Here is a 23,826-nt window from a genome sequence, read left to right on the forward strand (position 1 = left end):
AACCGAAACTATTTCAATTTTAGAAAAATTTGAATACCATGAAAAGAATAAAACTTCTGCTATTATTATCATTCGTTATATTTCAGATAAAAGGAGCAGTTCAGGACAGCATATTCAGGGCTGACGGCAATCCTGTCATTCGCCACAAATATACAGCAGATCCGGCTGCATTAGTCCATAATAATAAAGTATATTTATATGCGGGACACGACGAATGTCCTCCTCCGCACAATCATTACCTGTTGAACGAATGGCTGGTATTCTCTTCCGACAACCTTGTGGAATGGACAGAGCACCCGGTTCCTTTAAAAGCTTCCGACTTTAAGTGGGCAAAAGGTGAAGCATGGGCATCGCAAGTTATAGAGCGGAACGGTAAATTCTATTGGTATGTTACTGTCGAACACAATGCCATTCAAGGCAAATCAATTGGAGTTGCCGTTGCCGACAATCCATTAGGTCCCTATAAGGATGCCCGGGGATCTGCTCTGATAACAAATGATATGACTACCGGATACACATCGATAAGCTGGGACGATATAGACCCTACCGTATGGATAGATGATGACGGGCAAGCTTATCTCTTTTGGGGAAATACGCAATGTTACTATGCCAGATTGAAAGACAATATGATAGAGTTAGACAGTCCTATCATGACGATAGATCTGCCAAACTTTACTGAAGCTCCGTGGATACATAAGCACGGTGAATGGTATTACCTGTCGTATGCTCAATACTTTCCCGAGAAAATCGGATATTCGATGAGTAAAAGCATAAACGGGCCTTGGGAATACAAAGGTATTCTGAATGAAATAGCAGGTAATTCCAATACAAATCATCAGGCTATCATCCAATTCAAAGGACAATGGTATTTCATATACCACAATGGAGCGATTCCTACTCAAGGAGGGAGCTTCCGGCGATCAGTCTGTATCGACCGGCTCTATTATAATGAGGACGGAACAATGCAGCGTCTACAAATGACTTCGGAAGGCATTGCCTCTAACGAAGCCAATGAATGAATATAATTTTAACTATATCATAACTGATAATTTAGATCACCATGAAAAGAATTTTATTAGCTTATTTATCTCTACTTGTCTGTATAACGGCCTTTTCTCAACAAAAGGCTGAGATAACAGTCAATACCAATGAAGGAAAATATCAAATCAACAAACACATTTACGGCCACTTCTCCGAACACCTCGGGCGTTGTATCTACGACGGGTTATGGGTCGGAGAAAACTCGGCCATACCCAATGTCAACGGTGTGCGGAAAGACATCATCGACGCACTGAAGCACATAAAAATACCGAACCTGCGCTGGCCGGGCGGATGTTTTGCTGACGAATATCATTGGATGGACGGCATAGGCCCACGCAGTGAACGCCCACGCATGATCAATACACATTGGGGAGGTGTAGTAGAAGACAATAGCTTCGGAACGCACGAATTCCTGAACTTGTGCGAAGCTCTCGAAACTGAGCCTTACATATGCGGTAACATGGGTAGCGGAACAGTAGAAGAAATGTCTAAGTGGGTAGAATACATCACTTTTGACGGAGAAAGCCCGATGTCGAACCTTCGCAAGAAAAACGGTCGCGAAAAGCCATGGAAAGTTTCGCTATGGGGTGTAGGAAACGAAAACTGGGGATGTGGAGGAAACATGACTCCAGAAGGTTATGCCGAAAATTATCGCCGCTATGCTACTTATTGCCGAAACTACGGAGAAAACAGATTGTACAAAGTAGCGGGTGGCCCGAACGTAGACGATTACCGCTGGATGGAGGTGATGATGAAAAATATACCTCATCACATGATGTCAGGCGTATCGGTGCATAATTATTCTTTCACATACAGTTGGGAGAATAAAGGAGACGCCTTAGGTTTCAACGAAGACGAGTATTTCTCACTGTTAGAGCATGGTATGAGAATGGACGAAATCGTGACCAAGCATAGTGAGATAATGGATAAATACGATCCTGAAAAGAGAATATCCATGATTGTCGACGAATGGGGCGCATGGTACAATGTGGAACCGGGAACAAATCCGGGCTTCCTGTTCCAACAGAATACTTTACGGGATGCGTTGCTGGCAGGTAGCATTCTGAATATTTTTCATAAGCATTGCGACCGCGTGAGAATAGCGAATATCGCCCAACTGGTGAATGTATTGCAGGCACTCTTCCTGACAGAAGGAGACAAAATGCTATTGACTCCTACCTATCATGTATTCGATATGTACAAAGTACATCAAGAAGCGACTATGTTGCCTCTGGATATTACGTCTCCTACATACAGCCGTTTAGGCAAAGAGATCCAGTCTGTATCAGCTTCCGCATCTATCAACAGTGAGGGAAAAGTCCATATCTCATTTGTTAATATCGACCCTAAACAATCTGTCGATATCACTTGCAATGTAAAAGATATGAAAAAAGCGCGGTTGATTTCAGGCAACATTATTACGGCTCCGAAAGTTGATTCTCACAATACATTTGACAATCCGGGCAATGTAACGTTGAAGGAGTTCAAGGGGGCAACTATTAAGAACGGAATCTTAACGGTTAAAATTCCGGCAAAATCATTGGTAACTATAGCGCTGAATCAGTAAATATATAGAATAGACCACTATGAAATACCATACATTTTATGCCCTTATTATAGGGTGTACGGCCATATTCATGTCTTGTTCACAAAAGCCTTTCGAACCCGTTGCGAACAAAAATCCATGGGTAGACGACTATTCAGAGCAATCTGGCATGAGAGATTACCAACAATGGGGTACATATAACGTACACGATCCGTCGTGCCTGCTCATTGGCGACACATACTATATGTATTCTACCGATGCTATTTACAAAGAAGATAGTACAGTAATCAAAAGTGAAAATCTTCCTTTCGGATACATTCAGGTTCGTAAATCGAAAGACCTTGTCAACTGGGAATTTGCCGGATGGGCATTCAACGAGATCCCTCGGGAAGCTAAAGAGTGGGTATGGGAACAAAGCGGAGGAAAAGGCGCCACAAACATATGGGCACCTTACATTCTCGAGCATAACGGAAAATATCGCCTCTACTATAGTGTTTCGGCTTTTGCCTTGCAAACTTCTTATATTGGCTTAGCCGAATCGGACTCGCCCGAAGGGCCTTGGGAATTGAAAGGTTGTGTTGTAAAAACCAAGAAGGGGGATGTAATGAATGCTATCGATCCCAGCATCGTTACGAATCCTGAAAACGGTGAGCAGTGGATGCACTACGGATCATACTTTGGAGGGCTTCATTGTGTGCAGCTCAACCCGGAAACAGGATTGACACTCAAAAAAGACGATCAAGGACACCTTACTGCCCGACGTTTCAACGGGAAGAAGAATAATATCGAAGCTCCCGAAATTATTTACAATCCAGAGTTAAAGCAATATTTCCTCTTCGTCTCCTACGATCCGTTAATGACGACTTACAATGTCCGTGTCGGGCGTTCGGATAAACCGGAAGGTCCATTCTTCGATTTCTTCGGAAAAGATATGCGGGAAGAAACAGACAACTATCCTATCCTTACCTATCCTTATCAATTCAAGAATCATGCAGGATGGTCGGGGACGGCACATTGTTGCGCATTCCATGACAGCAAAGGTGATTTCTACATGGCTCATCAGGCACGTCTTGCACCGCACAATCACATGATGGATCTGCATGTGAGGAAGATGTTCTGGACAAAAGACGGATGGCCGGTAGTCTCTCCCGAGCGATATGCCGGTATTCAGCAGAGAAGTATCAAGGAAGAAGAACTTGTCGGCGAATGGGAAATTATAATCATCCACGGAGATGCTCCTGACAGAGAACTCGAAGCAGGACAAATACTGTGGGGTGAGAATCTCTTAAAAGAAAATGAAAAGAATGAATCTCTTATCCTATCCTTCACAAAGGAACAAAGCATAGAAGGGGCAATCTCCGGAAAATGGCAATTGGATACGAATAATAATATACTGACTTTGGAGACATCCGAAGCGGTAAAAGAATTAGTCGTGTTTTTTGGACAGGACTGGGAGAACGAGAAGCAAACTATTCTTTTCACAGGCTTAGATAATAACGCATACTCTGTATGGGGCAAAAAGATAAAATAAGCCTGGTTCTTATTGTTAACTAACATTCAATCAAAAAATTATTGTTTACTAAATTGGAACAGCAATGAAAAACATTTTCAAATTATTTATGGTATTGACGAGCATGCTGCTCTTCAGTATACCACTATCAGCCCAAACCAATACGGTGAAGGGAACAGTTTCCGATATCAATGGTGAACCGTTGATCGGTGTAACGATTACAGTGAAAGAAAGCAAAAACGTGGGGACAACAGACCTTGAAGGACAATATTCCATCGTGGCAGGTACAAATCAAACATTAGTATTTAGCTATGTCGGTTTCGCATTACAAGAAGTGCCTGTCAACGGGCAATCGGTAATAGACATAACCATGAAAGAGAATGTAGAAATATTGGACGAAGTGGTCGTTGTAGGATACGGAACACAGAAGAAGAGCTCGTTGACCGGTGCTATCAGCAACATTCGCTCCGAAGAGCTGACACGTACTGCTGCTGTTACTACATCGGGTACCCTCGTAGGGAAAGTTGCAGGGATCTCCGCCCGCCAAAGCGACGGACGTCCGGGGGCATCCACAACTATCCAGATTCGTAACATGGGTACACCCCTCTACATCATTGACGGTATGCCGGCAGATGAAGGGCAATTCAATAACCTGAGTACTACCGATATCGAGAATGTATCCGTTTTGAAAGATGCTTCGGCTGCAATATATGGAGTTAGAGCCGCTAATGGGGTTATCTTGGTCACAACCAAAAGTGGTCGCAGAAACGAGAAAAATACAATCACAGCATCGGGATATGCAGGATTCCAGAACATGTCGCGCTATCCGAAACCAGCTAATGCATACAACTATGTGAAAGGTTTAATGGAAAGCGGACTGAACCTTCAAGGTAGCACGAACTACACAGCACAGGACCTCGAAAACTGGCGCAACGGAACATATCGTTCCGAAAACTATTATGACAAAATAGTCAGAAATAATGCGCCTATTTATTACGGAAACATAAATGCAACCGGTGGTTCGGAGAAGAGTAGCTATTATCTCTCTATGTCTCACATCAATCAAGCGGCCGTTTTCGAAGGGTACAACTTCAAACGTACCAATGTACAGGCTAACTTCGATATCGATATCACCAAAAACTTCAAAGTAGGTACCAAAATCAACGGACGTATCGAAGAACGTCACAATGTAAGTGTACCGGGCATGAATCAGGATAACTATTGGGGGCCATACTATGCCATGTTCCTGAACAAGCCTACCGAATCGATGTACGCTAATAACAATCCTGATTATATCGCTCAAACCAGTGCAGGCTCATGGAACCCGGCTTCATTTGACAGGGGGATTTCCGGATACACAGACGATATATGGAAAGTAGGACAGGTAACCCTTTTCGCAGAATATAAAACTCCGGTAAAAGGGCTTACTGCTAAAGGAAGCATGTCTTACTGGTATGCTCACCGCAACGAAGACCGCCACGAGTATAGCTGGGATGCGTATACATACGATGCTATAACAGACTCTTACATATCGAATAATGCTTCGGCAAATTCGGGGTGGAAACGCAGGATATCCAATGATCTCGAAGACATAACATATCAGCTTCAGATCAACTATCAGAATAAATTCGGCCTTCATAATGTAGGAGGAGTTTTTGCAGCAGAAGCCTATAAAAACAAGAATAAATATTATTCGATACAAGGAAATCCGTCTAACAACTCGCTCTATCCGCTCGATTTGGACGAGATGAATGGTATGAGTGATACATATAATGAATTTACCCGTGCAGGCTTCGTTTTCAAAGCGAATTATGACTATGCAGACAGGTATTATTTGGAACTGAGTGGACGTTACGACGGATCGTCGCTTTTCCGTGATGGCGATCGTTGGGGATTATTCCCGGCAATATCAGCAGGTTGGAGACTTTCGGAAGAGGCTTTTATGGCTTCGTTGAAAGAAGCTTGGCTAACCAATCTTAAATTCAGAATATCTTACGGCCAAACGGGAGACGACAAAAATTCCGATGGATCATATATCGTTGCTCCATATGCCTACATGGAAGGTTATAACTGGAATCAGGGAGCATCTGTATTGAACGGGCAAACCCTTGCAGGGATACAGTCCCGCGGACTTCCTACAACTACCGTATCGTGGATGAAGTCAAAGATGTTCAACGTCGGTATGGACTTCGACTTATTCAATGCCCGCCTGAGTGGTACGCTGGAATACTTCAACCGCAAACGTACAGGAATACCTGCTATCAGCCAATCTATCATCATTCCGTCAGAGATGGGATTCACATTGCCATCTGAAAACCTGAATTCCGATACCCATATGGGTGTTGAGGCATCTCTCATCTGGCGCGACAAGATAGGCAAGGTGAACTATCAGATAGGGACGAATGTTACACTTGCCCGTCAGAAAAACAATTATGTAGAAGGCGCTAACCATCGTGGTGGTAGCTGGGACAATTACAGAAATAATACAAGTAACCGTTGGGCAAATATTTTCTGGGGCTATCAGGTTGTCGGACAATTTCAATCACAGGAAGATATCCAGAACTGCCTGGTCGATATGGATGGTCAAGGGAACTCTACATTGCTTCCGGGCGACTTGATTTACAAGGACGTGAATGGTGACGGAATTATCAATGAACTCGACGAACGTCCGATAGGGTATGCTACAGGCACTTTGCCATACCTCAACTATGCATTCAACTTACAAGCCGAATGGAATAATTTTGACATCAAAATGGACTTTACCGGCGCTTCTATGCAATCGTATATAAGACAATGGGAATTGCGTGTTCCATTATTGGGCGGAGCGAATAACTCACCTTCATATTTACTTACAAATTCGTGGAGACATACTGATCCTACCGATGCCAATAGTCCTTGGATTGCCGGTAAATACCCTGCTATCCGTGCAAATATAGGCGCTCATTCTAACTATAGCCGTGCAAGTTCGTTCTGGATGACAAATATCAATTATCTAAAACTCAGAACTCTGGAATTGGGTTACAACTTCCCTAAGAAGTTTTTGGCTACTTATGGAGTTCAGAACCTGAGATTATATGTCAACTGCTACAACCTGTTCTCATTAGATAACACACACGACTTTGGTGTAGATCCTGAATTATCAATGGATACAGGTTTGGCCAGCCCAACTGTCAGAACATTCAATTTTGGATTTAATTTAACCTTTTAATTAATAAATAGATATGAAAAAGACAATATTATATACGCTTTTAGCCATTCTTTGCATCTATTCTTCATCGTGTAGTGATTGGCTCGACACAAAACCGAACGAAATCTTAACAGAGCCTGACGTTTGGAGTAGTGAGAATCTGATTCTCCGAAATCTGAGTAATATATACTCCCGCCTCCCGGAAGAAGCAACACTTAGCGAAACTAAACTTGCCGGACATGTTATTCTGGACGATGCTATGTGGTCGGGACTAAGTACAGGAAACGAGAATAACAATATTTTCGGGACTTATCCCTACAATTGGTTCTATTGCTGGGACTATACTTTAATGCGCGAAATCAATCTGGCAATCAAAAACAGCGAAACTTCCACCTTGACAGATCAGACAAAACTGGCTACGTTCAAGGCAGAGTTCCGATATATACGTGCTTTGCTATACTTCGAGATGGCGAAAAGAATGGGTGGAGTTCCACTTATTAAAGAAGTATATACTTATGAGAGCTCTACTGATGTAGGAGATCTTCAATTCCCAAGACAAACAGAACAAGGCATATATGATTTCATCGCCGGAGAAATAGATGCTATCCATGATGATTTAGCTCCGAACAACGGTTCACGTACAAGAGCCAATCAATATGCTGCTCTTGCCCTGAAATCGAGAGCAATGCTATATGCTGCATCTATCGCTAAATACAGCCAAATCAATACGCCCGAAATCGCTAATGCTCTTTCTACTGGCGAAGTTGCTATGGTAGGCGCAGATCCTGATGTGTATTACAGAGCAAGTCTGGAAGCATCTGAAAAGATAATTACAGACAGGGTTTTCAAGCTGATGGATACTAAACAAGATGCTGCTAATTTCTACGATGCCGTATGTGTCGAAGACAACAACACCGAGGTTATCTTTGCCCGCAAGCACTCATCGACTTATGCTACAACATTCACCTATTTGAATATTGCACGCTCACAACGCGAAACACCAAACTCCGGTTCGAGCATAACTCCTTCGTTGAATTTGGTCGACAGTTACGATTTTCTGGATGGAACATCCGGTAGGATAGAAACGACAGACTCGGGTGGGAATTATATCTTCTATAACTCTATCGACGAACCATTCCAGAACAGAGATGCCAGATTAGACGGAACTATCCTGCGTCCGGGCAGTACATTCAACAGCGCATTGGAAATACAAGCCGGAGTTTATGCTTGGAATGGCAGCAGCTATGCTATTGTTAGCAGCGACACTTTGGGTTCGGTCTATTCCGACGGAAAATTGCTGGTAGGTGCAGACGGGCCTCATCAGAGACTGAACGATGTTTCGAATACCGGTTTTTATCTACGGAAGTATATTGATAAAACTCCCGGTTCATCTATCAATACTACAGGTAGTACTATGTGGTGGGTATACAACCGTATGGGCGAAATCTATCTGAATGCAGCTGAAGCAGCCTTCGAATTAGGACAGACAGCCAAAGCCCTCCAATACATAAATGACATTCGCTACAGAGCCGGATTTGGCGCTAACAGTCTTACCCTCTCTCAGCTAACACTGGAGAAAATACAAAATGAGCGCCGCTGCGAATTGGCGTTCGAGGATCACCGCTTCTGGGATTTGAAACGATGGAGAATTGCCCACCGCTTATGGACAGGATCTGTATCGGACGAAACAGCAAATGTCAATGCTCTGTATCCATACCGTGTAGTAGGCGGACCTCAGGATGGCAAATTCATATTTGTGCGTCAAAGAGCACCTCGTGTAACTCAACCCCGATATTTCAGGTTAGGAAGCTATTACACAGCCTTGGATGCTACTGTATTGAACAATAATCCTAAATTAGTCAGAAACCCACTTCAAAACTAAAAATAAACAGACATGAAAAAATTTATATATATATCACTCATCGCAGTTGCTGCAATCTTGTTCCCTTCGTGCGAAAAAGATAATTATGATGCACCAAATGCCACACTTACAGGCGCTATCATGTATCAAGGCGATACATTGTATCTGAAGAACGGAGAAATATCTTTGCAACTATTCGAACCGGGATGGGCTACATCCTCATCTACTTATGTCACTGTATACGTCGATCAGTTCGGAAAGTTTAGTTCGAGCGTTTTCGGAGGAAAAACCTATAAACTAATACGTTCCTCGATAGGAGCATGGGAGTTGCCTACTTCATCCGATACGATTACATTCACAGCAAAAGGCAATACTACTCAAAACATTGAAGTGAGGCCTTATTACTTGATAAAAAACACCAATATTCAGGTGTTGAATAATATAGTTACTGCAAACTTCGATGTAGAAGAAGTTCAACTTGGTTCGAGAGTCGAATATGCCCAACTATGTTTATTCCCGAATGCTATAACTGACATTTCGAACAACAGTGTAAATACTACGAATGCGGATAACAGTATCAACGGAAGGTTGGCAAGTGTCAGTAACGGAAGTAATACTATCACCAAAACAATCGTAGAGAGTAACCTCTTGAAATACAATTTTATTTATGCCCGCGTAGGGATAAAGATCCAAGGGGCATCTGCACTCCTTTATTCTCCTCCTTTTAAACTATATCTTAACTGATAATCATATCAACTGGTCATGCTTCCACTTTCTGGGAGCATGATTAGTTATTAATACAATACAACCTATGTCTAAAATCAAGAATATATTCATAACTGCCACAATTCTGCTTGTATCGCTCTCCTGTTCCGACAGTGATCCTCTCGATAATCCTGACGGGGGAGATACGGATATCGAAGACCAATATGAAGCACCATCCTACTCCGACGATTATTCTACTATTGCTGATTGGAGCCTCCGGACAAAATGGAACCTGGCAAACGTACACGATCCGAGTGTAGAAAAATGTGGAGATTACTACTATATGTATTCTACCGATGCTTCGTACGGAGACGCTCATGCAGGAAATGGCCATTTTATGGTTCGTCGCTCAAAGGATCTTGTCGATTGGGAATTCCGGGGAACGGCTATGCCGGAAACTCCGGTTTGGGTAAGAGATACGCTCAATAGCATAAGAGGAAAGAACGGCCTGCCTCCTGTCAGCAATCCTGTATACGGACATTGGGCACCGGTAGTGCGCAAGGTCGGAGATAAGTACCGTCTGTATTACAGCATTATAGTAGATAACTATATACAAAGTGGGAAGCAGAATACAGTAAGTAATTTCGATGGTTCATGGACCGAACATGCTTTCATCGGTATGATGGAAACAGACGATTTGTCCGGCAATTCATGGAGCGACAAAGGAATGGTTATTCACTCATCCACTGATAGGGGAACTGATTGGTCTCGTAGCAATCTGGATGACTGGAATGCCTATTTCAAATGGAATGCGATTGATCCATCTTTGATCGTAACTCCTGATAACAAACAATGGCTCATCTATGGTTCGTGGCACTCGGGTATTGCTGCAGTAGAACTGAATCCCGAAACAGGTAAGCCGTACAATCTGGATAATCTTGCCGATTTCGGTGTTTGCATAGCCCGCCGGGAAAATAACGACAACAACCGCTGGCAGGCGCAAGAAGCTCCCGAAATAGTTTATAATCCCGAAACAGGCTACTATTACCTTTTTCTTGCTTACGACGAACTGTCCGTTGCCTATAATACACGGGTATGCCGTTCGCGGAATATAACCGGGCCTTATACAGGATACGACGGAAAGGATATCACTCAGGGAGGTGAATGCTGGCCGGTGATTACGCATCCCTATAAATTCAGTAATCATTCGGGATGGGTTGGTTTATCGCACTGCTGTGTTTTTCGGGATACCGAGACAAACGAATGGTATTATGCTTCGCAAGGACGCTTACCTGCCAATATGAGTAATAATCCATACAGCAATGCTATTATGATGGGGCATGTCAGAGTGATAAAATGGACTGAAGACGGATGGCCTGTCGTATTGCCCGAACGCTTCGCAAATGTTCCTCAGGATGAGATTATGGAAGATGACCTCATCGGGACTTGGGAAAATATTTATCTCAATTATCAATATCAGACACAACAAACTTCTGCACGTCTCACCCTGTCAGCAGATAAAAAAGCTTCGGGGGCTATAGCCGGTACATGGAGCTATGATGCCGATAAAAAGGTATTGACCATAGGTTCTTACAAAGTCATTGTGCAACGTGAACTGGACTGGGAAGTAAATCCGAGAGTACCAACTATTGTATATAGCGGACTGACCGACAGGGGTATTTCTTTGTGGGGTAAAAAGGTTAACTAAAAAGATTCCTATTTTTTCATGCTTTAAAACATAAATAAATAAGTGTACAATTGTACACTTATTTATTATCTTGCAGGCTCAAATCTGAGAAATATGATAATCGAACGTGACCAATAGAATCGTTTATTATACCAATCCTGCGTTGAACCATATAAAAACCTACCGTCATAATGAAAAGTGAAAAAGAAAAAATGTTAGCCGGAGAACCATACAAGGCGCATACCGAAGAAATGATAGCCATACGCACTAAAGTCAAAAGAATTCTCCACAAATTGAATGTGACAGAATATTATACTGAAAATTTTCAGCATGTTATAAATGAACTGTGCCCCAATTCGGCCGAAAACATACATCTCGAACCTCCTTTTTATTGCGATTACGGCGAAAATATTTATGCCGGAGATAAGGTCTTTATCAACTTCGGCGCCGTTATCCTTGACGGAGCAAAAGTCACTATCGGGAGTAAAACACTCATTGCGCCCGGAGTACATATATACACCGCACAACATCCGGTCGAGGTAGCCGAGCGCAGGCTTTGGGAAAATTGCCTGCCTGTCACCATCGGCGAGGAATGCTGGATAGGAGGGCATGCAACTATATGTCCGGGCGTGACTATCGGCGACAGGGTTGTGATAGGTGCAGGTTCTGTCGTAACCAAGGATATTCCTTCCGATTCATTGGCTGTGGGGAATCCTGCCAGAGTGGTCAAAAAATTAAATCAATAAATAACGATTATTATATAACGGAATAATATCTAAATCATAATCATGAAAAAGAATTTCTGCAAAATTTTAGCTTTATCTGCATTGCTCACATGCTGCACATCAGCAGTTGCGCAGCAATCTTACGAATTTTCGTTGGATACAAAAAAGATCGGAGCTCCGGTTCAGTCCACGATGTACGGTCTTTTCTTCGAAGACATAAACTTTGCCGCCGATGGGGGACTTTATGCGGAATTGGTAAAAAACCGTTCGTTCGATTTTCCCCAGAATCTGATGGGATGGTATACCTTCGGGAACGTTGATGTCAGAAAAGACAATTCCCCATTTGAACGCAATCCTGCATATGTAGTTCTTTCCGATCCGGGGCACGAACATAAACGTACAGGAATCGAAAATGAAGGTTTCAGGGGAATGGGCTTTGTAAAGGATGCGACATACCGTTTTTCCGTTTGGGCAAAGAATATGAATACAAACGAAGCTCAAAAAATACGTGTAGAGCTTATAAATTCTAAAAATGATATTATAGCAAATCAGGAAGTTACAATTACTTCAAACGATTGGAGAAAATATGATGTAACGCTGACTTCGCAGGAGACAGAGGAAAAAGGCCGTTTGAGAATATTCCTCGCATCAAAAGGTTCGGTTGCTCTCGAACATGTATCTCTTTTCCCAAGCGATACTTATAAAGGACGAGAAAACGGATTGAGAAAGGATCTTGCTCAGGCTTTGACCGATATTCATCCGGGTGTATTCCGCTTTCCCGGAGGATGTATAGTGGAAGGAACAGATCTGGACTCTCGCTACGACTGGAAGAAAAGTGTTGGCCCTGTAGAAAACAGGCCTGTGAACGAAAACCGATGGCGCTACACATTCCCTCACCGTTTCTATCCTGACTATTATCAAAGTTACGGATTAGGATTTTATGAATATTTCCTCCTGTCCGAAGACATGGGAGCCGAACCTCTACCCGTACTAAGCTGCGGACTTGCCTGCCAGTTTCAGAACGGAGAAGAGCATTGCCATGTCCCTGTCGGAGAACTGGATTCTTATATTCAGGATGCATTAGACCTTATCGAATTTGCTAACGGTCCTGTAACTTCTACCTGGGGTAAGGTGCGCGCAGAAATGGGACATCCGGCACCCTTTAATCTGAAATATATCGGAATCGGAAACGAGCAATGGGGCAAAGAATACCCTGAACGCCTCGAACCGTTCATTAAAGCTATCCGTGCAAAATATCCGGCAATAAAAATCATTGGTAGCTCGGGACCTTCGGCTGATGGCAAAGAGTTCGATTATCTGTGGCCTGAAATGAAACGACTGGAGGCTGATTTGGTTGACGAGCATTACTACAAAGAACCAGAGTGGTTCTTGAACAGTGCCAACCGCTATGATAATTACGATCGCAAAGGGCCTGCTGTTTTTGCGGGAGAATATGCATGCCACGATTATTCAAGAGGAAAAGATAATAATTTCAAATCGGCGCTATATGAGGCAGCCTTTATGACCGGGCTGGAAAGAAATGCCGATATCGTTCATATGTGTACGTATGCTCCGCTGTTTGCTCATGTAGAGGCATGGCAATGGAATCCTGATATGATCTGGTTTGACAATCTCCATTCGATGAAGACGCCTAATTATTACGTACAACAGCTATATGCCCGTAACAAAGGCACAAACGTAATGAAGTTGACGATGAACGGGAAACCGCTTACAGGGCAAAACAGTTTATATGCGTCGGCGGTATTCGACAAAGAACTGAACGGTTATATCATCAAAGTTGTCAATACGAGCAACGAAGCAAAAGATATACAAATTGAACTGAAAGGCGCAAAAAAGAATCAGACATTTACTTTAGGAGATTGTGTATCGATGCAGGATAACAACCTGAATACAATAAATACATTAGACAATCCTCAGAATATTGTGCCGGAGAAAACAACGGCAATCCTCAATGGCAATACGCTGAATATAAAAGCAGAAGGACAATCGTTCAATGTGTATAAAATAAGGTTTTAATTGATTATCAAAGGACATCCGGAATGTTATCCTGTAATCCAAGGAGACTTCCGGAGTTCTTTATTCTAACGAAGCAAAAATTATAAAACAATATGAATACTATTTCTTTACTAAATAAAGCGGCAGACAATATCCGCATATTATCTGCATCGATGGTCGAAAAGGCTAAATCCGGGCATCCGGGCGGAGCTATGGGCGGAGCAGATTTCATCAATGTCTTATATAGTGAATTTCTTGTATATGATCCGCAAAATCCGGAATGGGAAGGCCGTGACCGTTTCTTCCTCGATCCCGGGCATATGTCTTCGATGTTATATGCGACACTGGCACTCACCGGCAAATTTTCGATGGATGATCTGATGCAATTCCGTCAATGGGGTAGTGTAACACCCGGGCATCCTGAAAGAGATCTCGAAAGAGGGATTGAAAATACATCAGGGCCGTTGGGACAAGGACATACATTTGCTGTAGGTGCCGCCATAGCTGCTAAATATCTGAAAGTTCGCTTTGGCGAAAGGATGAACCAGACTATCTACGCTTTCATCTCCGATGGCGGTATTCAGGAAGAAATATCTCAGGGAGCAGGACGTATAGCAGGACATCTGGGGCTGGACAATCTCATTATGTTCTACGATTCCAATGGCATACAATTATCCACTAAAACATCGGAAGTAACATCCGAAGATGTAGCGGCAAAATATCAGGCATGGGGATGGCGTGTTATCACTATAAATGGAAATGACGCAAATGAAATCCGGGAAGCCTTGAAAAAGGCAAAACAAGAGGACGCAAAACCGACCCTGATTATAGGCAACACTATAATGGGCAAGGGATGTTTGAAAAATGACGGATCGAGTTTTGAAAACGAAACCGAAACGCACGGACAGCCATTGAGCGCAGCCGGTGCTTGTTTCGATACAACAATTACCAGTCTGGGTGGAGATGCTGAAAATCCGTTTGCTATCTTCCCCGAAGTGAAAGAATTATATGCGAAACGGGAAGCCGAATTGAAAAAAATAGTTGCTGAACGCTATGCCGAAAAAGAGGCTTGGGCAAAGGCAAATCCCGAATCGGCTAAGAAAATGGAGAGATGGTTCAAAGGCTATATCCCCGAGATAGACTGGACAGCCATTGAGCAGAAGCCCAATCAGGCAACCCGCACAGCCTCTGCTACAGTTTTGGGTGTACTGGCCGAAAAGGTAGAGAATATGATTGTATCTTCCGCCGATCTATCCAATTCAGACAAAACGGATGGATTCCTCAAAAAGACACACAGCCTTCGCAAAGGGGATTTTTCAGGAGCATTCTTGCAGACGGGCGTTTGTGAATTGACAATGGCTTGTTTAAGCATTGGGATGGCTCTTCATGGAGGCGTAATTCCAGCTTGCGCGACATTCTTCGTCTTTTCCGATTATATGAAGCCTGCCATACGTATGGCAGCATTGATGGAGCTTCCGGTGAAATTTATCTGGACACATGATGCTTTCCGTGTGGGAGAAGATGGACCGACACACGAGCCTGTAGAGCAAGAGGCTCAGATTCGTTTGATGGAGAAACTGCAAAATCATCACGGACACAATTCGATGCTGGTACTTCGTCCTGCTGATGTAACGGAGGCTACCGTAGCTTGGAAAATGGCTATGGAGAATCTGTCGACGCCAACAGGATTGATATTTTCACGCCAGAATATCAACGATCTTCCTGCTAACACAAATCGTTATCAAGAAGCTTTGCAAGCTGAGAAAGGAGCATATATCATACAAGACGAAAGCGATTATGACATCATCCTATTAGCTTCGGGATCGGAGGTGTCTACCTTGGTTGATGGAGCTAAACTGTTGGCAAACGATGGCATTAAGTCCCGTATTGTATCTGTCCCGTCTGAAGGCCTCTTCCGAAAACAAAGCAAGGAATATCAGGAGTATGTAATTCCTGCGGGCAAAACAATATTCGGTCTGACAGCCGGGCTGCCTGTCACGTTGGAAGGGCTTGTAGGCAATAATGGAAAAGTATGGGGTATGCATTCATTCGGATATTCTGCTCCTTACAAAATACTGGACGAAAAACTCGGATTCACAGCCGAAAATGTATATAAGCAGGTGAGAGGCTTATTGTGTAAATAGACTCTGTGTTCATTTTAAATCTTTAGTATCCGTTGTTCAATTAGAATTGCAGCGGATACTTTTTCAAAAAGTATAATAAACAACCATGAAAAGAATCCTCATAGCAACAGCCCTGCTTACATTATCGTTGCTTATTTGCGCCCAACCGACCACTCAAGTCGAATATTTCGATTTGCAGGATGTGAGGCTTTTAGACAGTCCCTTTAAGCATGCACAGGATCTGAACAAAAAATACCTGTTAGAATTAAATCCTGACCGGCTACTTGCTCCTTTTCTGCGCGAAGCAGGATTCGCACTCAAAGCCGAAAGCTATACAAACTGGGAGAACTCGGGTCTGGACGGGCATATCGGAGGGCATTACCTTTCGGCATTATCGCTAATGTACGCATCAACAGGAGACATGGAAATCAAACAGCGGCTTGACTATATGCTTTCCGAATTGCATCGCTGTCAGGAGGCTAACGGAAATGGCTATATAGGTGGAGTTCCGGAAGGAAAAGCAATATGGGAAGAAATAGCTGACGGAAACATTCGAGCCGGAAGTTTCAACCTCAATGACAGGTGGGTTCCCTTATACAATATACACAAAACTTATGCAGGCCTACGCGATGCCTGGCTTTATGCACAGAGCGAGCCAGCCAGAGAGATGCTTGTCAAAATGTCCGATTGGGCTATCAGTCTGGTTTCTCAACTGACGGAAGAGCAGATACAAGACATGCTCCGCAGTGAATATGGAGGCCTGAACGAAACCTTTGCCGACGTGGCAGTAATAACCGGCGACGAGAAATATCTCAAACTGGCACGTCAGTTCTCTCAACAGCTCATACTTGATCCTCTGCTCAGACACGAAGACCAATTAACCGGGATGCATGCCAATACTCAAATTCCGAAAGTACTTGGATTCAAACGTATTGCCGATATTGAAGGAAACACCGAATGGTCAGAGGCTTCGCGTTATTTTTGGGAAACAGTTGTAAAACATCGCTCGCTGTGTATAGGAGGAAACAGTGTAGGAGAGCATTTCAACCCTACAAACGATTTCTCGAGAGTAATACAAAGTATCGAAGGTCCCGAGACCTGCAATACATACAATATGCTTCGCCTGACCCGCATGCTCTATCAGACATCGAAGGATAAAAGCTACATCGATTATTACGAAAGGGCGTTATATAATCACATATTGTCCTCTCAAAATCCGACAACCGGAGGATTGGTATATTTTACGCAAATGCGGCCGGGGCACTATAGGGTATATTCTCAACCCCAGACAAGTATGTGGTGCTGTGTAGGCTCCGGGATAGAGAACCATTCCAAATACGGAGAAATGATATATGCACATACAGATAATGAACTATTCGTAAATCTGTTTATCCCCTCTCAATTGACGTGGGGAAAGAAAAAAGTTGTTATTGTACAGGAGAATAACTTCCCCGACAAACCCGAGACGGAGTTAACAATCAATCCTGAAAAAACAACTGAATTCACACTGCAACTACGCTATCCGGCATGGGTTAGCAAAGGTGAGCTAAGAATCAGCATTAACGGGAAGGAATATCCGGTATCCGAAAACTCAGCAGGCTACGTTTCTATCCACCGCAAATGGAAAAAAGGAGACAAAATAGTGATGAAAATGCCAATGAAAATATCCACCGAACAATTGCCGGATCATTCCAACTACTATTCGATTATGTATGGGCCTCTTGTGCTGGCAGCAAAAACCGAAACGGATAATATGGACGGCCTTTTTGCGGATGACAGCCGTGGCGGCCATGTTGCACATGGAAGACAAGTACCGATGAAGGATATGCCTGTCATTGTCAGTGAGCCTTCAGAGATTACTTCTTTGGTAAATCCGGTCGAAGATAAATCCCTGACATTTACTTTGACGAGTCTCTATTCAGAAAAATATCCCTCAACCCTCGAGCTCATACCATTCTATCGTCTGCACGAATCCCGCTATATTATATACTGGCCTCAGGCTACAAGCGAAGGACTAAAGAAAATGCAGGAAAAAATAGAACAGGAAGAAAGAGAGCAGATAATATTGGATAGCAAAACAATCGATAAAGTTGTGTGTGGAGAACAACAGCCCGAATCCGACCATTTCATCCAATCACAGGATTCGTGGACAGGATTTATTGAAGATATCCACTGGCGCGAAGCAAACGGCTGGTTCAGTTACCGGATGAAGAATACGCATAGAGGAGGAAAGTACTTATACCTGAAGTATTTTGATATAGATCAAGCGCGAGCATTCGATATATCGATAGAGAATCAGATTGTAGGTTCGGCAAGGTTTGAAGGAAATCATGGAAACAATATGCAGGTTCAAATACTGGAGATACCTGAAGATATTGATAATGAATTTTTGGAGATCAAAATATCGGGCAATTCTAACCTGATGACTCCTAAAATAGTTGAAGTTAGAATTTTAAGTTCTGAATAAAAACCCGAATAGAGATAAAACATTATCTTTGTCGCGTTATAATGTATAGAATACACTTTTACACTAACTCAAATTCTCAGATGTCACCATTTTATATTGAACAGGAAAAGTTTTTCGTATCCGTCGACTGCATAATACTCGGATTTAAAGAAGGCAAGCTCTATTTACTTATTTCGAAACGGAAATTCGAGCCACTAAAAGGTCAGGATACGCTTATGGGCGGATTTGTCCGGTCTGATGAAAGCCTGTCCGAAACGGTTACCCGCGTCCTTTTTGAATATACAGGTATACAGGATGTGTTTATGGAACAGGTAGGCGCCTACGGGGAAATTAACCGTGATGAAGGCGAGCGGGTTATTTCGTTGGCCTATTATGCTCTTATTAATCTGGAATTATTTGATGAAGAGCTTTGCAAAAAACATAATGCCCGATGGGAAGAATTGGAAAAAGTAGGCAAACTTATTTTTGACCACAACCAGATGTTAAGCGACACAATGGACATATTGAGAAAAAAAGCAGCAACGCAACCGTTGGGTTTCAATCTGTTACCAGAGAGATTCACGCTGCCGCAACTGCAATCCTTATATGAGGCTATTTATCAAACAACCTTGGATAAACGCAACTTCCGCAAGAAAATTCTGGAAATGGACATACTCGAGAAACAAGAAGATAAGGATAAATCCAGCTCCAAACGTGGTGCATTTTACTACGAATTCCGAAAAGAAAAATATAACGAACTGCTAAGGAAAGGTTTTTACTTCTCGCTGTAATAAGCACAATATAAGATATATACAATTTAGAAGAGGGCGCATAGCTCTCTTTTTTTGTAAATATGTTTTACAACATGCTTAAATAAGTGTATAAATAAACACTTATTATTAATATTGCATAATCAAGTGTAATCAATACACTTATATAAGCAATCAAGATTATATCTCAAAAAATAAAGAGAAAGGCATGTTAGAAGCATTAAAGAAAGAAGTATTCGACGCCAACATCGACCTTGTGAAGCATGGTTTGGTCATCTTCACATGGGGCAATGTCAGCGCGATAGACCGCCAATCGGGGCTTGTTGTTATCAAACCGTCAGGAGTTTCGTACGATACGATGACAGCCGGAGACATGGTAGTCGTAGACCTCGAAGGCAATGTAGTAGACGGCAAATTGAAACCATCTTCCGATACGGCAACACACCTTGTATTATATAAGGCATTTCCGAATATCGGAGGAGTAGTTCACACACACTCCACATATGCGACTGCGTGGGCTCAGGCAGGGCGCGATATTCCGAATATCGGAACAACTCATGCCGATTACTTCAAAGATGCCATCCCTTGCACACGCCAAATGACACCGCAAGAAGTACAAGGCAAATATGAATTGGAAACAGGAAATGTTATAGTCGAACGTTTCGAAGGCCTGAATGCCGACTACACACCGGGTGTACTTGTCAATAATCACGGCCCTTTCTCATGGGGCAAAGATGCTCACGATGCAGTTCACAATGCAGTTGTAATGGAACAGGTAGCCAAAATGGCATTCGTCGCATACAATGTCAATCCTCAATTGAAGATGAACGACGAGCTCATCAAGAAACATTTTTTCAGAAAACATGGTCCGGATGCTTACTACGGACAATGAGAATAAAAATATCTGATTTACTAATTATAAAAATTTAATATCATGGATTTTAAAGACTTTGAAGTATGGTTTGTAACCGGCGCACAGCTTCTTTACGGAGGCGACGCAGTAGTAGCAGTTGACGCTCACTCAACTGAAATGGTAAAAGGCTTGAACGATTCAGGAATCCTTCCTATAAAAGTTGTTTATAAAGGAACTGCCAACTCTTCGGCGGAGATTTCTCAAATCATGCGTGAAGCAAACGGCGATACAAAGTGTGTAGGTATGATTACATGGATGCACACATTCTCGCCTGCTAAAATGTGGATACACGGCTTGATGGATTACAAAAAACCGCTTCTGCATCTTCATACTCAATACAATAAAGAAATTCCTTGGAGTGAAATCGATATGGATTTCATGAACCTCAACCAATCGGCTCATGGCGACCGTGAATTCGGTCATATTACCAGCCGTTTGCGCAAGCCTCGTAAAGTGGTGGTAGGTTATTGGAAAGATAAAGATACTCAAAGCAAAATAGCCTCATGGATGCGTGTTTGTGCCGGATGGGCAGATTCGCAAGACATGCTTATTATCCGTTTCGGAGATAATATGAACAATGTTGCGGTAACAGACGGTGACAAAGTTGAAGCCGAAATTCGCTTAGGTTATCATGTCGACAATGCTCCTATCGCGACATTAGTACCCTATATAGAGGCTGTTGCAGAAGCAGAAATAGATGCTCTTGTAGCTGAATATGAAAAGATTTACGACTTTGCCGACGATTGTAAAAAGGGTACGGAAAAACATCAGGTTGTACGTGACGCAGCCGCTCAGGAAATCGGACTCCGTCGTTTCTTGCAAGACAAAGGCGCGAAAGGGTTTACAACAAGCTTCAACGAATTGTCAGGCATGAAACAGTTGATGGGCTTCGCTTCTCAACGCCTGATGGCTGAGGGGTACGGATTCGGAGCGGAAGGAGACTGGAAATCAGCAGCACTCGTGCGCACTATGTGGGTAATGGGTAGAGGATTGCCGGGCGGACAATCGTTCCTCGAAGATTATACATTAAACTTCGACGGAGATAACAGCACCATCCTTCAATCACATATGTTGGAAATCAACCCGGACATTACAGGAGTAAAACCTCGCGTAGAAGTACATTTCTTAGGAATCGGTGATGCAGGAGTATGTGCCCGCCTCGTATTCCAGGCGCACAAGGGTGAAGGCGTTGCCGCTACAATAGTAGACATGGGTAACCGCTTTCGTATGATAGTGAATGAAGTGGAAGTAAGAGAACCTAAAGCGCTGCCTAAACTTCCTGTTGCATGTGCATTGTGGAAACCGATGCCTGACTTCGAAATCGGTGCAGGTGCATGGATTCTGGCCGGAGGTACTCACCACTCAAGTTTCTCTTTCGCGGTAACAACCGAAATGTTAGAGGATTATGCTGAAATTGCAGACATCGAATTGTTGATTATCGACAAAGACACTACTATTCGCCAGTTCCGTCAGGATTTGCGCAACAATGAGGTGTATTACATGCTAAACAAAGCTTTAAGATAAGTTAATGAGTAAATTAGCAAATGTGAGAATTGGTATATAATTTTATTTCGGATATTCTTGCATTTGCTAATCTGCTGATTTTCATATTTACAAATTAAAATATTATGAAATATACAATTGGCCTGGATTACGGCTCCGATTCATGTCGGGCGGTAATTATTAATACTCAAAATGGAGAGGAAATAGCATCTTCGGTAAAATATTACAAAAGATGGAAAGAGGGCAAATACTGTGATCCGATAAATAATCAATACAGACAGCACCCTCTTGACTACATAGAAGCTTTGGAAGAGTCTGTAAAAGAAGCTTTAAGCAAAGCGCCAAAAGGAACTGCCGAAAAGGTAGTCGGGATGTCATTCGATACCACAGGTTCTACGCCTGCACTTATCGATGAAGAAGGACAGGTTTTGGCTTTGCGTCCTGAGTATGCCGAAAATCCAAATGCCATGTTTGTGCTATGGAAAGATCATACTGCCGTAGAAGAAGCAGCTAAGATAAACGAGATTGCGAAACGCTGGCCTATTGACTATACTGCCTACGAAGGTGGAATATATTCGAGCGAATGGGTATGGGCAAAAATGGCTCATGTACTGAAAGTAGACCCTTCAATCAGAAAAGATGCTTACAGTTGGGTAGAGCATTGCGACTGGATGCCGGCTTTGATAACAGGTACCACAAAGGCAGCGGATATTGTAAGAAGTAGATGTGCAGCCGGACACAAAGCAATGTGGCTGAAAGAATGGGATGGCCTTCCGTCCGAAGATTTCTTGGTGGAAATTGAACCTCTACTCAAAGGATTCAAAGACAGATTATTCCACGAAACACATACAAGTGATGTAAAAGTGGGAAACCTCACACCTGAATGGGCTAAAAGATTGGGATTAACGACTAATGTAGCCGTAGGGGTAGGTGCGTTCGACTGTCACATGGGAGCAGTAGGCGCCGAAATAGGTCCTAAAACTTTCGTACGTGTGATAGGTACATCGACTTGCGACATTATGATAGTGCCTTACAACGAGATGCACGGAAAATTAGTTCCGGGAATATGCGGACAGGTAGACGGTTCGGTTGTTCCGGGAATGATTGGTTTGGAAGCGGGGCAATCCGGTTTTGGAGACATTTATGCATGGTTCAAGTCTGTGTTGGCATGGCCTTTGGAAAAATTAGTCGGCTCATCCGATTTGATAGATAAGGCTACAAAAGATAAACTTATCGAAGAAGCTCTTGATAAAATTATACCTGAGCTTTCTATTGAAGCTGCTAAAATACCAGTATCTGACAGTTCTGTTCTTGTAATCGACTGGATGAACGGACGACGCACACCTGATGCTAACCAATTGGTAAAAGGGTCTATTACAGGTCTTAATCTGGCAAGCTCTGCACCGATTATATTCAAATCATTGGTCGAAGCTACTGCATTCGGTTCTAAAGCTATTGTAGACCGTTTCCTGCAAAATGGTATCGAGATAGAAAGCGTTATCGGCATCGGAGGTATTTCCTTGAAATCTCCTCTTGTGATGCAAACGCTTGCCGATGTATTGGGCATGCCGATCAAAGTGGCCAAGTCGGAACAAGCCTGTGCATTTGGAGCAGCAATGTTTGCCGCAGTCGTAGCAGGCGAACATCCTGATATTTATGCGGCACAAAAAGCGATGGGACAAGGATTTGCATCTGTATATACTCCCAATATGGATAATCACCGCGTATATATGTCTGCATACGAAAAATACCAAAAACTTGGCAAGTTCACAGAAACTGAATTATTTTCTTAA

The 23,826-nt window shown here is 42.9% G+C and carries 15 protein-coding genes; all 15 read left to right on the top strand.

The features are described from left to right. Nucleotides 1-38: 38 nt before the first annotated feature. The 15 genes from D0T66_RS06405 to D0T66_RS06475 all read left to right on the top strand — a co-directional run bounded on the left by D0T66_RS06405 (nt 39) and on the right by D0T66_RS06475 (nt 23,826). Nucleotides 39-1,019 carry a glycoside hydrolase family 43 protein gene (locus D0T66_RS06405; RefSeq protein WP_163356424.1) on the top strand — a complete coding sequence of 327 codons (981 nt, stop codon included), beginning with the start codon at nt 39-41 and terminating at the stop codon, nt 1,017-1,019. A 41-nt stretch (nt 1,020-1,060) separates the two neighbouring features. Then, nucleotides 1,061-2,608 (top strand): alpha-N-arabinofuranosidase, encoded by a 1,548-nt coding sequence (locus D0T66_RS06410; RefSeq protein WP_163356425.1) that lies wholly within the window; start codon nt 1,061-1,063, stop codon nt 2,606-2,608. A 19-nt stretch (nt 2,609-2,627) separates the two neighbouring features. Further along, nucleotides 2,628-4,118: an arabinan endo-1,5-alpha-L-arabinosidase gene (locus D0T66_RS06415; protein WP_163356426.1), complete on the top strand. Its 1,491-nt coding sequence runs from the start codon at nt 2,628-2,630 to the stop codon at nt 4,116-4,118. 64 nt (nt 4,119-4,182) lie between these two features. Then, nucleotides 4,183-7,305, top strand: a complete 3,123-nt coding sequence (locus D0T66_RS06420; RefSeq protein ID WP_163356427.1) for a TonB-dependent receptor — start codon at nt 4,183-4,185, stop codon at nt 7,303-7,305. Nucleotides 7,306-7,318: 13 nt separating this feature from the next. Beyond that, nucleotides 7,319-9,166: a RagB/SusD family nutrient uptake outer membrane protein gene (locus tag D0T66_RS06425; protein WP_163356428.1), complete on the top strand. Its 1,848-nt coding sequence runs from the start codon at nt 7,319-7,321 to the stop codon at nt 9,164-9,166. 12 nt (nt 9,167-9,178) lie between these two features. Further along, complete coding sequence (locus D0T66_RS06430) at nt 9,179-9,889, top strand: DUF3823 domain-containing protein (protein WP_163356429.1); 711 nt, start codon at nt 9,179-9,181, stop codon at nt 9,887-9,889. A gap of 67 nt (nt 9,890-9,956) precedes the next feature. Continuing rightward, a complete protein-coding gene (locus D0T66_RS06435) occupies nt 9,957-11,558 on the top strand; it encodes an arabinan endo-1,5-alpha-L-arabinosidase (RefSeq protein WP_163356430.1) in 1,602 nt (533 codons plus the stop codon). 170 nt (nt 11,559-11,728) lie between these two features. After that, on the top strand, nt 11,729-12,283 hold the full coding sequence (locus tag D0T66_RS06440; RefSeq protein WP_163356431.1) for a sugar O-acetyltransferase: 555 nt from the start codon (nt 11,729-11,731) through the stop codon (nt 12,281-12,283). Nucleotides 12,284-12,325: 42 nt separating this feature from the next. After that, the gene (locus D0T66_RS06445; RefSeq protein ID WP_163356432.1) at nt 12,326-14,299 is read left to right on the top strand and encodes an alpha-L-arabinofuranosidase C-terminal domain-containing protein; all 1,974 of its coding nucleotides are present in this window, start codon (nt 12,326-12,328) and stop codon (nt 14,297-14,299) included. A gap of 92 nt (nt 14,300-14,391) precedes the next feature. Beyond that, entirely contained in the window at nt 14,392-16,422 is a 2,031-nt protein-coding gene (locus D0T66_RS06450; RefSeq protein ID WP_163356433.1) for a transketolase, read from the top strand. 85 nt (nt 16,423-16,507) lie between these two features. Beyond that, on the top strand, nt 16,508-18,868 hold the full coding sequence (locus D0T66_RS06455) for a glycoside hydrolase family 127 protein (protein WP_163356434.1): 2,361 nt from the start codon (nt 16,508-16,510) through the stop codon (nt 18,866-18,868). 80 nt (nt 18,869-18,948) lie between these two features. Continuing rightward, nucleotides 18,949-19,638, top strand: coding sequence for an NUDIX domain-containing protein (locus D0T66_RS06460; RefSeq protein WP_163356435.1), 690 nt, complete (start codon nt 18,949-18,951; stop codon nt 19,636-19,638). A gap of 187 nt (nt 19,639-19,825) precedes the next feature. Next, nucleotides 19,826-20,509 carry an L-ribulose-5-phosphate 4-epimerase gene (locus D0T66_RS06465; RefSeq protein ID WP_163356436.1) on the top strand — a complete coding sequence of 228 codons (684 nt, stop codon included), beginning with the start codon at nt 19,826-19,828 and terminating at the stop codon, nt 20,507-20,509. Between the two features lie 42 nt (nt 20,510-20,551). Continuing rightward, a complete protein-coding gene (gene araA / locus D0T66_RS06470; protein ID WP_163356437.1) occupies nt 20,552-22,054 on the top strand; it encodes an L-arabinose isomerase in 1,503 nt (500 codons plus the stop codon). 104 nt (nt 22,055-22,158) lie between these two features. Beyond that, complete coding sequence (locus D0T66_RS06475; RefSeq protein ID WP_163356438.1) at nt 22,159-23,826, top strand: ribulokinase; 1,668 nt, start codon at nt 22,159-22,161, stop codon at nt 23,824-23,826.

Origin of the sequence: Dysgonomonas sp. 25 (assembly GCF_010501075.1) — a bacterium.
In the GTDB taxonomy this organism is placed as follows: domain Bacteria; phylum Bacteroidota; class Bacteroidia; order Bacteroidales; family Dysgonomonadaceae; genus Dysgonomonas.

Coding starts and splice junctions, on each gene's coding strand:
- D0T66_RS06405 (WP_163356424.1), top strand. CDS start 39: ATGAAAAGAATAAAACTTCTGCTATTATTATCATTCGTTATATTTCAG.
- D0T66_RS06410 (WP_163356425.1), top strand. CDS start 1,061: ATGAAAAGAATTTTATTAGCTTATTTATCTCTACTTGTCTGTATAACG.
- D0T66_RS06415 (WP_163356426.1), top strand. CDS start 2,628: ATGAAATACCATACATTTTATGCCCTTATTATAGGGTGTACGGCCATA.
- D0T66_RS06420 (WP_163356427.1), top strand. CDS start 4,183: ATGAAAAACATTTTCAAATTATTTATGGTATTGACGAGCATGCTGCTC.
- D0T66_RS06425 (WP_163356428.1), top strand. CDS start 7,319: ATGAAAAAGACAATATTATATACGCTTTTAGCCATTCTTTGCATCTAT.
- D0T66_RS06430 (WP_163356429.1), top strand. CDS start 9,179: ATGAAAAAATTTATATATATATCACTCATCGCAGTTGCTGCAATCTTG.
- D0T66_RS06435 (WP_163356430.1), top strand. CDS start 9,957: ATGTCTAAAATCAAGAATATATTCATAACTGCCACAATTCTGCTTGTA.
- D0T66_RS06440 (WP_163356431.1), top strand. CDS start 11,729: ATGAAAAGTGAAAAAGAAAAAATGTTAGCCGGAGAACCATACAAGGCG.
- D0T66_RS06445 (WP_163356432.1), top strand. CDS start 12,326: ATGAAAAAGAATTTCTGCAAAATTTTAGCTTTATCTGCATTGCTCACA.
- D0T66_RS06450 (WP_163356433.1), top strand. CDS start 14,392: ATGAATACTATTTCTTTACTAAATAAAGCGGCAGACAATATCCGCATA.
- D0T66_RS06455 (WP_163356434.1), top strand. CDS start 16,508: ATGAAAAGAATCCTCATAGCAACAGCCCTGCTTACATTATCGTTGCTT.
- D0T66_RS06460 (WP_163356435.1), top strand. CDS start 18,949: ATGTCACCATTTTATATTGAACAGGAAAAGTTTTTCGTATCCGTCGAC.
- D0T66_RS06465 (WP_163356436.1), top strand. CDS start 19,826: ATGTTAGAAGCATTAAAGAAAGAAGTATTCGACGCCAACATCGACCTT.
- araA (WP_163356437.1), top strand. CDS start 20,552: ATGGATTTTAAAGACTTTGAAGTATGGTTTGTAACCGGCGCACAGCTT.
- D0T66_RS06475 (WP_163356438.1), top strand. CDS start 22,159: ATGAAATATACAATTGGCCTGGATTACGGCTCCGATTCATGTCGGGCG.